We start from the raw sequence: 12,099 nt of genomic DNA on the forward strand, positions 1-12,099 counted from the left end.
AGGATATAGGAAGGTTATATTAAGCAAGCAGGCACATTTTCATCTATGAACACCTGTGTTGTATTTTTCTCCCGCACCGGAAACACCAAACGCTTCGCCCAAGCCATCGCCCAAGCCGCAAACGCAAAGCTGCTTGATTTAGCCCAAATCCAGCCCGATGCCCTATCAAGCTATGACATGATCATTTTAGGAACCCCCGTGGAGGGAGCAAGCCCCGCCAAGGAAACCGCAGCCTTCATCGCAAACATCCCGCCTGCCCAAAACAGAAAAGCCATCCTCTTTGCCACTTATCGCGTATTTGGCAACGAACGCTCCATGAAAGCCATCGAGAAAGTCCTCGCTGAGAAGGGCTACGAAACGGTTCTGAAGGTATCCAAGAAGGGCATGAAACCTGAGCAGCCAGCCGACTTCAATAAAGAAGTAGCGCAGATAAAAGCTGAACTCGAAAAACAAAAATAAAAATGCAGAAAAAAAGTCTGCGAATGAAAAACTACTGATTTATTGCCCATCGATTAGGTGGGCTGTGCCGTCTGGGCAGTAGACTTTTTCGCCTATATCGGTTACGCCGAAGCGTCTGCTACATGCCTTCATCTGAGAGCATCCATCGCAATCTCGCGATAACATCCTGTTTTTTTCCTCCTGTGATTATGATTCTGGGCAACGCTGTTTGATCAGCATTCGACTGATTCACGGGTAAGCCAGTTGTCCAAGATAAAGCTATATGGAAGGCAAGTTGCTTCTTTTAAACCTTGTTATCGGCAGATACACCAGTCTAAAACAGGAAAAGAGAGCAGCAGCCCCTAGCCGCTAAAAACGCTCGTAACGCACAATAGCCTCAGCGGGTTTTCGGGGCCTAGGCAACGGCGACTCATCAGGATAACCCACAGGAATCAAAGCAACAGGACGCATATCCGAGGGCGCATGGATTACTCTGCGGACATCATCCTCCCGGAAAGCGCCAATCCAGCATGTCCCCAGCCCCAGCGAAACCGCCGTTAAAAGAATATTCTCGATGGCTGCCGCAGTATCCTGATAGCAGTAAAGAGTTAAACCGCGTTCACCATAGTTTCCGGCAGCATCCTTGAGATCCACGCAGACCACAATCACAGCTGAGGCATCCTCGAGGCATTTTTGGCCAAAAGCCGCCACAGAGAGCCCATGCTTAATCTCCGCATTAACACAAACAACAAAGCGCCAGGGTTGACCGTTGCCGGCTGAGGGAGCATGCCGTGCAGCTTCAATAAGCCGCCCCATGGCATCAGCAGGTAACTCCCGATTTTTGTAGGCACGGATGCTTCGCCGATTCATAATTGCCTCTTCTAACTCCATAAAGTATCCTCTAGTAATGATTTGTTTGAGGAGCTAAAAACCGTTTGTTTCAACCGCTAAGAGCAAGCGGAAGAGACATAAGTTTCTGTGGCTGATTTGTGTGTTGGATGATGAGCACTAGAGCAGAGCGAAAGCGATGAATAGGCTCGACGGGCGAACTGACATAGACATAAGCGGAAAACTTATCAATGCAGTAGCTGTGAAAAAAGCATCAAACCCAGAAAACGATGCAGCGTAATCGAGGTGAAACAAGTATGGTTGAAATGAAAGTCAATGCTTCCGAACTTAAAGCCGACGAAAATAAACTGGTGGAGAAACTCGCTGATTTCCTTAAGGAGAAAACAGGCGGAGAAGTCGCCACCGAAGGCAAAACCGTCACGGTTAAAGGTGAAGGTGAAGCGCTCAGCAAAAAATATGTGCGGATAGTGGTTAAAAAGTTCCTGCATAAGCATGAGTTATCGGACACCTTCAAGGTCATCGGCGAAGAGGAAGCCCTGAAAATTAAGGAACGTAAAATCGATGAGGAAGATTAATCCCTTCTTCTTTAAATTTTAGACCAATCATATTTTCTGCAGTATTAGCAATGGTTTTTTGCTGTCTAATCATTGAACGGGCTGTTCGTAAGCGTAGCATTAAATCAAAACAGCCCCTAATGGTAACTGTAAACAAAGCAACAGAGGTTTAAGGTTTGAGCCATAGAAACTGGACCGTTGGAGGCATCGTTCTAATAGTCGCTTTAATAGCAGTGATGCTTTTCGCCTCCGTCTACACCGCCCTGCAAGCAATCAACCCTCTGGCTGCCCTAACCGCCGCATTAGTCGCGCTAATCGGCATAGTCTGGTTCAAAAAAACAGCCAGCTAAAAGCGCCTCAGCTAAATAGCCAAAGACACGATTGTTAGGGCGCTTGCTCAACCAACCAAAGTTAGCTAATTTTTTATTTGCCGAACTAAACTATCGATGGACACGGTACTCTGCGTTCGACCCGCCAAATCCTTAAGCACCACCGCGCCCTCACCCAGCTCACGCTCCCCCACGATGACAGCAAAATCAACCCCGCGTTTATCCGCGTCCTCCAACGCCTTACCCATCCTGCGCCCCATAACCTCGAAGTCCACCGGGATGCCTTCCGCGCGGAGCTGCTGAGCGATTTTAAGCGCCGCCGCCTTGAGGTTCTCATTGATTGTAACCACCGCAACGGTTTTCTGGGCTTTAACGCTGGATCGGGCACCCTGGGTTTGAAGCGCAATAGCTACTCGGTCTATGCCATGTGCGCAGCCAACTGCCGGTGTGGATTCGCCGCCGAAAACCTCGATAAGCCGATCATATCGTCCACCCCCGCCTAAAGCGATCTCCAACTCGGGAATGTAGACTTCAAAGATCATACCCGTGTAGTATTCGAGTCCACGGGCAAACGCAGGCTCCACCGTAACATGGAGATCAGCGCTAGCGGTGATGAACTCGAGGATTTCTTGCAGGTTCTGTGCCGCGGCTTGGGCGCTGGGGTAATCGGCAACGTAGGCTTTGATTTTCTCCACGGTTTCCCGCCAGTCCTTGCCCGCCAACTCTATGAGCCCCGCCAGCATCCTGCGGCACTGCGCAGACTCCACAAGCTCAAGGGCTTTATCGTATTCTTTTTTGTCCATGCGCTGAAACACGGCGTTCTGGGTTCTCTCGTCTACGCCATCTTGGCTAAGGATGCCCCGGATAACGCCGATGTGCCCCACCTTAAAGGCGTAGCCCGAAAGCCCAAGCGACGCCATAAGCGTGTTGGTAAGCAGCACGATTTCCGCGTCCGCCTCTGGTTTGGCTGAGCCCATCAACTCAAAGTTGGATTGCCAGAATTCGCGGTAGCGTCCACGCTGTGGCTCATCATAGCGGTAAACGGTGCCCACAGAGAAGAGACGAAGCGGCTTAGGGTCGTTTCTAAGCGATGTCGTAACTAACCGTGCGATTGAGGCAGTGAATTCCGGGCGTAGCGCCACCTGACGCTCACCGAGATCTTTGAAGATGAACATGCGCTGGCGGATTTCCTCGCCGCTTTTTGCGCTTAGCAGCTCCAGCGGCTCCACATGTGGAGTGATGACTTCTCGGAAGCCATAGAGGCCTGCGGTTTGTCTGGCGTTTGCTATGATAGCGGCGAAGGTTTGGGCTTCTTCACCGATTAAGTCGCGCATTCCGCGGACAGGTTGGAAAGCTGGCATACTGATCTCTTCTAAATAACATAGAGATGGCGGTTGTTCTTTTAAAACTCTCGGCGGAGTAAGCCTTAACCATCAGGGGGCAAGAATACATTGGCTCTTTTATCGTCTTTTAGTGTTAAATCTCGCGCTTTTTTTGTGCTTCTACTTCCAGCCTCATCATACCCAAATGGATAAGCCCATCATTCCCTGCGGGGTGCTCCTTAAGATAATGGTTCACTATAGCCTCTACAAAGCCCTCGCGTTTTTCAGGCGGCACACGCTCAGTAAAGGGCAGCCAAGTCGTACGCACCCACCCCGCCATGCCCTCAGCGCTGGGGAACTTCATGTCCCGCGGGAACAGCTCCACACGCACCGGATCCAGCCCAGCATCAACCAAAAGCGCACGGTACTCTTCCGCGTCCAAAAAGGCATAGGGAAAAGCAAAGCCTTCAAAGTAGCTCCGCCAAGGCTCCATCACACGCAACTCATCGAGGATATCAAGCACTGCTTTGGCGTTGCCCCTGCCTGCCATCTGAAACAGCAGCCGCCCCCTAGGCTTAAGGGCTCTGTGCACGCCTGCCAAAACAGCTTTTTGGTCAACTATCCAGTGCAGCGCCGCATTCGAGAAAGCTAAATCAAATTCCTCGCTAAAGCTGAGGCTTCGTGCATCCATCAACTGGAAGGATAGGTTTGGATGCTGCTGGCCCGGGAAGCTGGTTTTGGCGAGGTTAATCATCTGCGCTGAGCTGTCGATACCTACTGCGCTACCGTGGGGGAGACAACCTGCGAGTTCAGCAGTGATTTTTCCGTCGCCGCATCCGATGTCTAAGAGGCGCTCGTCTCCGCATAGTTTTAGTTTGGGAATTAACTCCTGTGCCCACTGGTACTGATTTTGGGAGTTTTTCGCGTAGTCTCTTGCATTCCATGAGTATTTGTTGGTTGATGCCATAGCGGTTGCCCCTATTGAGGCAGTTTGTTTTACCCTAAATAACTTGCTGTGGAGGAATAACGTTTGAGAGATCACTTTTTCTATGCTCAGTTGACTTTCCGTCGCCATTTTAGCCTGCGAATATGGTCTATGCGGGGAGGAAGCGGCATTTTCCTGCAAAATTATTTAAGGCAAACCATACAATAGCCTCTATTAGTCGAGGAAACGTTTAGGACGGTTAATGCTATGCAGTCTCTGAGTAAAAAAGCAGCAGCTAAATGGCTGGCAATCTGTGTTGTTATAGTGTTTCTGCTTGGAGTTTTACCGATTAATGTTCAATGTCAAGATGAAGGCGACGATGACAGCGGAGACGACGGAGACATTGGTGGAGGCGGTGGTGGTGGTGGCGTTACTATCCCCACAGGTACCCCTACTGCCTCTCCAACCGCTACAACTTCACCCACCGCAAAGCCTTCTGCGCAAGATTCTGACGACTCAGATGACGAGGATAGCGGTTTCATTCATCGAATCACCCCGGCGAAATCAAACACTCTCAAGGTGGACTTCGGATTAATCGGGGAAATAGCTCTGATTATCCTTCTGGTGGTGGGCGGATTAGTCGGAGGAGTTATGGTTATGAAGCGTCGGGGAACCAGCGAGAAGTCCCTGCGCAAAATGTCTTATGCGGATTATCAAGCTTGGGTTATCAAGAAAATGCGTGGAACCGCCGCTTCCTCGATGGATACTTCCCGCGGAATCGACGGATTCTCCTCTGTCGGTTACCCTCTCTCCATTAAGCAAACCGACAGCGTGGGCATGCGTGACATCGACCTCTTCGCCTCTTCGGTTGCACGAAAGAAAGCCCGCAACGGCGTCATAGTCGCCTTCGGGTTTAGCCCCGACGCTATCAGAGGCAAAGTGCGCGCACGAAGCAGCTATGGTCTAGACATTCAGATGATGACTGTCCAGGATTTGCTGATGAGCCAAAACGCCATTTAAACGGGGAAATGCAACTCGCCAACAGAATAGTAGACGATTTCGCCGCGGCGGTTCATAACCGCCAAAACTAGCTCTTTCTTTTGGCTCTGGCACTTCGAGAGTGCATCGGCTAAGTCGTTGATGGGCAGCGGCTTGCCTTCCTGTGTTCCTAAAATAAGGTAAGGCGCAGTGTCTTTACCATAAGAACCCCGCTCGTAGATGCGGAAATCTATGCCCACCCCAAAGCCCTCTCTTACCACGTATCCGCGGCTGCGAAGGTCCCGGTAAATAAGGTAGTTAACCCATGCATTCTCGTTTTGCATTCCGTAGAGGTGTAGCAGAGCCTGAAAATCCACGGCGGCGCCATCTTTGTCTTTAACATCCAGCATACCTTTGTCCTGCAAGTAGAGCGCTTCAAAGAAGGTTAACGTGAAGACTTTGCCCTCGGATGCACCGTAGCCTCTGCTGGTAAGCTGATCGATGCTGCTTTGCTCCGCAACCACTATACCCTTTTCGGCGAGTGTACCGCATGTTTTGAATTCAACTGGCTGGGGCTTCTTTTGTTCGCTCATCTGCAATTCACTATGAAGGCTTGATTTGGGCGCTTCGGCTCATATACGTTATGCCTCGGCAACCTTATTTGCTGTGCGGTGGCCGTGGAAAAAGGGGTTTAAAGGGGAAAGGTGGGGCTGAATTTTTTGTAGTCCTTTTTAGTGAAGACACCGCTCTCAGTTATGATGCCTGCCACGTACCTGAGCGGTGTCGCGTCAAAGGCGGGGTTATAGACGGCGACTCCATTAGGCGCGGTTTGCTGGCAGCCCACATGCGTAACTTCCTCAGGGTTGCGTTCCTCAATCTCTACATCGGCGGCTTTTCTGGTTAAGTCAAAAGTGGATTTTGGGGCGGCGACATAGAATGGGATGCCGTGTTCATGCGCCAGCACAGCGACGCCGTAGGTGCCGATTTTGTTGAATACCGCGTCCTGCACAATGCGGTCGGCGCCCACCACCACCTTGTCAACGAGGCCCTTGCTCATAACATGTGCTGCCATATTATCGGTGATTAAGGTAACGGGGATGCCGTCGCGTTTCAGCTCATAAGCGGTTAAGCGTGCGCCCTGCAGTAGCGGACGGGTTTCGTCGGCGATAACCTTGATTTTTTTTCCCTGCTCCCATGCGGCTCTAACAACACCTAATGCGGTGCCGTATTCAACTGCGCAGAGTTCCCCGGCGTTACAGTGGGTTAGTATAGTGTCCCCGTCGTCGATTAGAATGGCGCCGTTTTTGCCTAAAGCATGGTTGTTGGCGGCGTCTTCGTCGGCGATTGCTTGGGCTTCCGCGATAACTGCGGCTTTAATCGGCTCCACTCCACTCTGGGTAGATTTGGCTTTGGCTAAGACCCTGTCGACGCCCCAGAACAGGTTCACTGCGGTGGGTCGTTGACGCTTGATAAGGGTGCCTGCCGCGTCGAGTTCAACTAGGAGTTGGCTGGGGGTTTTTGCAGTGGAATTGTACGCGGCGATGGCTATGCCAAAACCTGCGGCTGCACCTAGAAGCGGCGCGCCGCGGATTCGGAGCACCTTTATGGCTTCCGCCATCTGCTCGACGGATTTTATTGTTAAGGTGACTTCTTGGAGGGGCAGCTTGGTTTGGTCGGGGGTAATTACTGATCCGTTCTGCCATTTAATCATCCGCATCTAAATTTGCCTCGTCAGTGAGCTTAGTTGTGATGATGGTGTTAAAGTTTTTGGAGTCCCCATTCGGCGTAGGCACAAGCAATAGGCATTGGCTAAAGCTTTCTCCGAGGCATTTTTGTCATTAAAACGATGGCCAAGGCAACAAGGAAGCAAATTGCTGCCGCAATAATCAGCAAGGTAACAGTGTTTTCCTTAACAAAGGCTACTGCCGCCGCTAAGAAACTTAAAGGGTCATCTTGAGGCGCCGGAGAACCCTTCGAGACAGGCGCATATTCGAATACTATGTCAGCGGGCAGGGTGATTGTGTTTGTTTGGGGCGTGGGCGGTGAACCTTCATTAAGCCAATTAAACAGAATTGCGAGGCCGTACAGGTCTAAGGTTGATATTTGATTCTCTGAAAAAATCAGGTCGTTGGATGGGTACATTAAATCGTCGGTGCTGTTGCTGTGTCCCAAGCCAAGGGCATGTCCAAACTCGTGCATTGCCACATTCATCATTCCATCGGTGTTAAATGATAGGGTTTGCGATGTCGTAGCCAACGTGATTACGCAGTGGTCTATGTTATTGGAGGATGTAGGGTAAGTGGTGGTTCGGCCTAGCACCAAGTTATTCTCGTGGGGGATTGTTTGTGCAAAAATAAAGTAAACGTCATATCCGTCCGTGGCTTGCTGGGAAACGGTGAAATCAAAAGTTAAACTCGACAGATAGGAATAATCAGGGTACTTCTCGGTGAAGAAATCTATCGCGCTTTTCCAATTAGCCAGCGTATTGGTCGTTGCATTCAAGAATTCAGGTTGCCACCAGCTTTCGTTGGAGGCTTCGATGATTTGAATGTCTAATGCGGATTTGTTCCATCGGATGGTTGAGATATCTAAATTAGCCGTACCTTGCGGGGATTGGGCTTGTACTAAAAAAACCGGCGTTACTAAAAGAACAATGGCAAAAATAACTAAGGGTTTCATAAATATGGTTAGGTAAAAGAAAAATAAAAACTGTCACATGCAGCTTTAACCTTAAGAGTCAAAGGGGGATTTTAGGTGGGTAACCACTTCGATGGGGCTATCCTGACCTGGCTTTAGCCGCTTCCTCCATTCCTCACCCACCGCAATCAGCGAGAAGATGCCGGAAACCTCAGCTTTAGATTTCTTAACCAGATTTACCAGTGCCTCCTGGGTTTCGCCGCTCTTAATCATGTCATCCACAACAAGGACACTGTCGCGTTTCTTGATAGCGTCCTTGGGGATGTAGAGGGTCACGGTGACGCCGCTGTCGCGTCCGAGAATGTAGGTTTCCTCCAAAAACGCGCGGACGCCCACTTCCTTGTTACGCTTAGCCACGATGAGGTTCACGCCCAACGCGTTGGCAACCATGGTTGCTAGGGGTATGCCGTCTACGGCGGCGGTTAGGATTTTGGTGACCCGTTTTCCCGCGAAGTTGGCGAGGGCGTGGTTGGCTGCTTGCTGGAGGATGTTGTAGTCACCGACGATTTCGGTGTTGTCGAAGTAGCCGATGTCGTCGAATTTTATGCGGCTGCGGAGTTCCGCTTCTAAGCCGACGAGTTTGGTGAGGACCCGCCAGAGCTGTTTTGCCCGGGTGGTGTTGGGGAGCACGTGGCCCTTGGCGTAGCGGCTTAGGACGGTTACGGGTAAGCCTGTTTTGGAGGCTAACTCGCGGTAGGTTATGTTGCGCTTGTACTTTGCAGTACGTAGAAGTTCTATGGTCATTAATCGTAGTTTTAGGTCTTCTGCGTGTGTGCTCAACTTACCTTTTCTCCAAGTTCATTATACATATATGAGGCAATTAACGGATGGTGAACTAATATAACATCTTGAAGATTTATAACTTTCCGTTAAAAACCCATTCAACAATAAGAAAGCAAGCGTCAAGCCCAACGGAAGCTAAATATCTAAAACTTAGTGAAAAAAACCATATTGCCCTCTTTGAAGCCGCGGAGCAATTCACAGTGACGCAGAACCGAAAACTCCCGCTCAAACTCCGACGGCGAAAGCTTTAAGGTTTGCATAAGTTCCTCTCGGCTGATACGGCCCTTCGCCACCACCAGAGTGTAGATTTCTTTCTGCCGCTCACTAAGCCCCTCGGTTCCAGTCTGCCCAAGCTGCTTACGCACCATAAGAGTCGAGGAGACCGCGGTGGGGTCACAGGTTTTGGGTGGATTTATCAGGTCAAAGCAGCAGTCCTCGCATAAAGTTTTTCCCTGATAGCTGGCAACTTCGGTCTCAGATATCTCGCTACCGCATCGTTCACACTTCATCTATCTCGCCTTAAGTGCCCATATGGATTAACCGCTTATTTTCCTTTCGCAGGAACACATGAAAAAATATAGGTTTTTTAATGCAACCGCTAATGCTATAGCAAAGAGGGGAAAATGGGACGCAGCGACTCCAGAGGTTATTCATTATCGCACTCTTCGGCTCAATCATCTTCGTTGCAAACATGTTCCTCCCGCCGCCACTTAACTACCTCATGATAGTCATCCAAGCCGTGCTCCTCGCGTTAAGCGCGCTCTTCATTCACCGCGTCGGCGCCATGTATGTCGGAGCCGTCGGCGGCTTACTTACGGCGCTGGTCAGCCCCGCGCTAGGTCCCTTCACGTTCTTCTTCGCGTTCCTCTACGGCGTCTACGTAGACCTCTCCCTTTACATCTTTAGAATAAGAGGCTCCAAGCAGGGCGTTAACCGCAACCGCCTCATAGCAGCCATGGCAGTCAGCACGCTGCTCATAGCGGTTTCCAGCTATGCCGCCTTCGCAGCCTCCCCAGAAATAGTCGCCAACTACGGCTTAACCTACGTGAGCCTCTTTATCCAACGAAGCCCCATGCTAGACATACTTGTCCTGTTTATGGGTCCAGCAGTGGGTTCGGTGGCTGGCTACGCGGCAGCGTATCTATGGAACAAGTACCTGCGTCACATCAGCGTTTAAGCCTCTTTGGAGAAGGCTTTGATTTGCTCATCCACCAGCTTGGCGATCATAAGGTTAGATATGTAAACGCATTTTACCCCAAGTAGCTGGGCGAGCTCGGCGGGTTTCTGGTCCTGAGTCACCAGCAGCAAACCATGCTTTTCTGCGTATTCCACGACGGCGCGGTCTTTGGCTGCTTTTAAACCCGCTTCCTGCGCAGTCACCACTTGGTAGCCCAGCGCCTCAAAATACTCCTTTAATCCTGCATACATCTCGTCAAGTAGAAGCTTCATATCTCTCTGCTTTCAAATTGAGAATACAAGATATTTAGGGTTTCTGCAGGGTTTAGTCAATGAGCAATAGAGCAAAGGAATCCGCGTTTTTGGTGAAGGGAAACTTGTATTCTATGCCTGCGTTAGCTGCGGTTTTCTTCACGTTCACTCCCAAAGCATCCTCTGACATCCGCATCAGTTCAGGGTGCCGGCAGATGCCAGTATCAGTGCTACAGGTTTCGCAGAGTTGACAATGCCCAGAGATGAAGGATATGGCGAGGCTGTAGCCCTGCTTCATCGCGGCTTTCTCGAGATCCACGACGGATTGGAGCATGGTGCGTTTGCTGTCTTTCCAGTCCTGCCAGAACTTGGCGGCTTTCTCCTTGATGTCGGCGGGCACGTTTGGGTCGGTTTGGTAAGTCATGAGGTGCTTGTAGACTTCGGGTTCAGCAGTAGCGGTGGTGGTGAACTTCATAAACATCGCATAACTGTATTCGCCGACGATTTTGCGGAACTGCTCAGCGGTGGGAGTGTAAGGTGGGCAGGCGAGGGTTTGGCCGTAGTATTTACAGCCAACCTTACATTTTAGAGGCACCCGATCTTCGACAACAACGTGTGCGGCGGGAACGATTTTTGCTTCTGCGGCACCCATCTCGAGGGCTAATTTAACGAGGAAACCGAATTTTTCTGCGTCACTTTGAGCGGACATCACTATTCACTCGCTTTCTGGGCTTGAATGAAGCTTTTGATATAAAGATTTAGCAGCAAGAGGCGAAATTGCATGTTATGGTCGGTAGCCGCTGAGTGTGCAAAGCGCCAGCGCCATCGCCGTCATGTCCGCGGTGGTGCCGGGGTTGTAGTCGTTGCCTGCTGTGCGGAGTTTTTTGTCAAACGCAATCAGGCACTCTTTGCCCTGGGCTGTTTCGACGCCGCCTAACTCAAGGATTTCTTTTGCGCCCACGGAGACCTCTTGGGCTTTTTCTAAGCCAACTTTACGCGAGATAAATGTGTCGGGGTGTTCTGAGAGCACTTTTAGGAAGGTGTTGACGATGGAGCTGTTTAGGTCTTTATGTTTTAGTTCATTCATGAGGTAAGGGTAGGCTAAATCGAAGGTTATTGGGAAATTGTTGACCCATTCGCTGCAGATGTCATCGTAGGCTGAGGCGATTCTGAAAACCTCCAGCAACGTAACGTTCTCGGCCATCAGGCGTTTTTTGGAGTTTTGGTCCTTCACGTTTAGGTCCGGTGCACCGTTGAGTCCGCTGGGCTTGGCGATTTCGATGGCTTCATACACGCCCACGGCATCCCGAGCGGTTGATTCTTTGATTACGGCATCGAGGTTTCGGCGGAGCACTCCAAAATCCAATCGGTAACTGCTATCAGAAGGCGTCATACCTGCCGCAACAGCCAAAGGCGCAAAAAGCATAATTGTACCCAAAAGCGTGTTGCCGCCATGCTGCCAAGCATCTATGTCTGCGATGCCCCACCTGATGAGTTCCCCAAGCCCCGCCTCTGAGAGACCACGTTTTTTCTGTGCAATCTCTATGCCTCTTGCGGCGCCCTCTTGGAAGCTGGGTCCCGCCGCTATAGAGGAAGCCAGAAAATGCTCGCACCGGGTGCCTTCAAAATCCACCACTAGGTTGACGTTTCCAGGTTTGTCTGCGCTTACTTCAAGAACTATGGCAAGCTGCAAGCATCGGCTGATGTGCTGTGCCTTTTGGAGGCTGCTCATTTTTATGCACCGTTCTATTACGGTAAAAAAAAACCCTTATTAACGTTATGTAAAAAACTACACA

The 12,099-nt window shown here is 50.4% G+C and carries 16 protein-coding genes; 5 read left to right on the plus strand and 11 right to left on the minus strand.

Annotation, left to right across the window (positions count from 1 at the left end; translation table 11 throughout):
* Positions 1–45: 45 nt before the first annotated feature.
* A complete protein-coding gene (locus NWE93_05175) occupies positions 46–459 on the plus strand; it encodes a flavodoxin domain-containing protein (GenBank protein ID MCW3999610.1) in 414 nt (137 codons plus the stop codon).
* Positions 460–807: 348 nt separating this feature from the next.
* Here NWE93_05175 and NWE93_05180 read toward each other — a convergent pair whose 3' ends face one another.
* Positions 808–1,329 (minus strand): nitroreductase family protein, encoded by a 522-nt coding sequence (locus NWE93_05180; GenBank protein ID MCW3999611.1) that lies wholly within the window; start codon positions 1,327–1,329, stop codon positions 808–810.
* 254 nt (positions 1,330–1,583) lie between these two features.
* Between NWE93_05180 and NWE93_05185 the strand changes: the two genes are divergently transcribed.
* Both NWE93_05185 and NWE93_05190 read left to right on the plus strand, forming a co-directional pair.
* Entirely contained in the window at positions 1,584–1,862 is a 279-nt protein-coding gene (locus NWE93_05185; protein ID MCW3999612.1) for a 60S ribosomal protein L22, read from the plus strand.
* Between the two features lie 155 nt (positions 1,863–2,017).
* Positions 2,018–2,191 carry a hypothetical protein gene (locus tag NWE93_05190; protein ID MCW3999613.1) on the plus strand — a complete coding sequence of 58 codons (174 nt, stop codon included), beginning with the start codon at positions 2,018–2,020 and terminating at the stop codon, positions 2,189–2,191.
* Positions 2,192–2,256: 65 nt separating this feature from the next.
* Here the strand turns inward: NWE93_05190 and hisS are convergent, their stop codons facing one another.
* Together hisS and NWE93_05200 are read right to left on the minus strand one after the other, a co-directional pair.
* The gene (gene hisS / locus NWE93_05195) at positions 2,257–3,531 is read right to left on the minus strand and encodes a histidine--tRNA ligase (GenBank protein ID MCW3999614.1); all 1,275 of its coding nucleotides are present in this window, start codon (positions 3,529–3,531) and stop codon (positions 2,257–2,259) included.
* A gap of 115 nt (positions 3,532–3,646) precedes the next feature.
* Complete coding sequence (locus NWE93_05200; protein MCW3999615.1) at positions 3,647–4,459, minus strand: methyltransferase domain-containing protein; 813 nt, start codon at positions 4,457–4,459, stop codon at positions 3,647–3,649.
* Between the two features lie 225 nt (positions 4,460–4,684).
* On the opposite strand from NWE93_05200, the gene NWE93_05205 reads away from it, so the two are divergent.
* Complete coding sequence (locus tag NWE93_05205) at positions 4,685–5,437, plus strand: hypothetical protein (protein MCW3999616.1); 753 nt, start codon at positions 4,685–4,687, stop codon at positions 5,435–5,437.
* Here the strand turns inward: NWE93_05205 and endA are convergent.
* The 5 genes from endA to NWE93_05230 form a co-directional block, all read right to left on the minus strand.
* On the minus strand, positions 5,434–5,988 hold the full coding sequence (endA, locus tag NWE93_05210; GenBank protein MCW3999617.1) for a tRNA-intron lyase: 555 nt from the start codon (positions 5,986–5,988) through the stop codon (positions 5,434–5,436). The two genes, NWE93_05205 and endA, sit on opposite strands and share 4 nt — an antisense overlap.
* Before the next feature lie 98 nt (positions 5,989–6,086).
* Positions 6,087–7,112 carry an S-methyl-5-thioribose-1-phosphate isomerase gene (gene mtnA / locus NWE93_05215; GenBank protein MCW3999618.1) on the minus strand — a complete coding sequence of 342 codons (1,026 nt, stop codon included), beginning with the start codon at positions 7,110–7,112 and terminating at the stop codon, positions 6,087–6,089.
* Between the two features lie 92 nt (positions 7,113–7,204).
* Positions 7,205–8,074: a matrixin family metalloprotease gene (locus NWE93_05220; protein ID MCW3999619.1), complete on the minus strand. Its 870-nt coding sequence runs from the start codon at positions 8,072–8,074 to the stop codon at positions 7,205–7,207.
* 51 nt (positions 8,075–8,125) lie between these two features.
* Positions 8,126–8,872 (minus strand): phosphoribosyltransferase family protein, encoded by a 747-nt coding sequence (locus NWE93_05225; protein MCW3999620.1) that lies wholly within the window; start codon positions 8,870–8,872, stop codon positions 8,126–8,128.
* 146 nt (positions 8,873–9,018) lie between these two features.
* Entirely contained in the window at positions 9,019–9,384 is a 366-nt protein-coding gene (locus NWE93_05230; protein ID MCW3999621.1) for a hypothetical protein, read from the minus strand.
* 182 nt (positions 9,385–9,566) lie between these two features.
* Between NWE93_05230 and NWE93_05235 the strand changes: the two genes are divergently transcribed.
* On the plus strand, positions 9,567–10,052 hold the full coding sequence (locus NWE93_05235) for a hypothetical protein (GenBank protein MCW3999622.1): 486 nt from the start codon (positions 9,567–9,569) through the stop codon (positions 10,050–10,052).
* On the opposite strand, the gene NWE93_05240 is transcribed toward NWE93_05235, so the two are convergent.
* From NWE93_05240 to NWE93_05250, 3 genes are all read right to left on the minus strand, one after another.
* Positions 10,049–10,324 carry a DUF5615 family PIN-like protein gene (locus NWE93_05240; protein ID MCW3999623.1) on the minus strand — a complete coding sequence of 92 codons (276 nt, stop codon included), beginning with the start codon at positions 10,322–10,324 and terminating at the stop codon, positions 10,049–10,051. The two genes, NWE93_05235 and NWE93_05240, sit on opposite strands and share 4 nt — an antisense overlap.
* Positions 10,325–10,376: 52 nt before the next feature.
* On the minus strand, positions 10,377–11,012 hold the full coding sequence (locus NWE93_05245) for a DUF2284 domain-containing protein (GenBank protein MCW3999624.1): 636 nt from the start codon (positions 11,010–11,012) through the stop codon (positions 10,377–10,379).
* Positions 11,013–11,087: 75 nt separating this feature from the next.
* On the minus strand, positions 11,088–12,035 hold the full coding sequence (locus NWE93_05250; protein MCW3999625.1) for a triphosphoribosyl-dephospho-CoA synthase: 948 nt from the start codon (positions 12,033–12,035) through the stop codon (positions 11,088–11,090).
* Positions 12,036–12,099: the final 64 nt, after the last annotated feature.

It is taken from the genome of Candidatus Bathyarchaeota archaeon, assembly GCA_026014735.1.
Lineage (GTDB): Archaea > Thermoproteota > Bathyarchaeia > Bathyarchaeales > Bathycorpusculaceae > Bathycorpusculum.

Excerpts from the sequence above, each read along its gene's own strand:
- NWE93_05175 (MCW3999610.1), top strand. The coding sequence starts at position 46 with ATGAACACCTGTGTTGTATTTTTCTCCCGCACCGGAAACACCAAACGC.
- NWE93_05180 (MCW3999611.1), bottom strand. The coding sequence starts at position 1,329 with ATGGAGTTAGAAGAGGCAATTATGAATCGGCGAAGCATCCGTGCCTAC.
- NWE93_05185 (MCW3999612.1), top strand. The coding sequence starts at position 1,584 with ATGGTTGAAATGAAAGTCAATGCTTCCGAACTTAAAGCCGACGAAAAT.
- hisS (MCW3999614.1), bottom strand. The coding sequence starts at position 3,531 with ATGCCAGCTTTCCAACCTGTCCGCGGAATGCGCGACTTAATCGGTGAA.
- NWE93_05200 (MCW3999615.1), bottom strand. The coding sequence starts at position 4,459 with ATGGCATCAACCAACAAATACTCATGGAATGCAAGAGACTACGCGAAA.
- NWE93_05205 (MCW3999616.1), top strand. The coding sequence starts at position 4,685 with ATGCAGTCTCTGAGTAAAAAAGCAGCAGCTAAATGGCTGGCAATCTGT.
- endA (MCW3999617.1), bottom strand. The coding sequence starts at position 5,988 with ATGAGCGAACAAAAGAAGCCCCAGCCAGTTGAATTCAAAACATGCGGT.
- mtnA (MCW3999618.1), bottom strand. The coding sequence starts at position 7,112 with ATGCGGATGATTAAATGGCAGAACGGATCAGTAATTACCCCCGACCAA.
- NWE93_05220 (MCW3999619.1), bottom strand. The coding sequence starts at position 8,074 with ATGAAACCCTTAGTTATTTTTGCCATTGTTCTTTTAGTAACGCCGGTT.
- NWE93_05230 (MCW3999621.1), bottom strand. The coding sequence starts at position 9,384 with ATGAAGTGTGAACGATGCGGTAGCGAGATATCTGAGACCGAAGTTGCC.
- NWE93_05235 (MCW3999622.1), top strand. The coding sequence starts at position 9,567 with ATGTTCCTCCCGCCGCCACTTAACTACCTCATGATAGTCATCCAAGCC.
- NWE93_05240 (MCW3999623.1), bottom strand. The coding sequence starts at position 10,324 with ATGAAGCTTCTACTTGACGAGATGTATGCAGGATTAAAGGAGTATTTT.
- NWE93_05245 (MCW3999624.1), bottom strand. The coding sequence starts at position 11,012 with ATGTCCGCTCAAAGTGACGCAGAAAAATTCGGTTTCCTCGTTAAATTA.
- NWE93_05250 (MCW3999625.1), bottom strand. The coding sequence starts at position 12,035 with ATGAGCAGCCTCCAAAAGGCACAGCACATCAGCCGATGCTTGCAGCTT.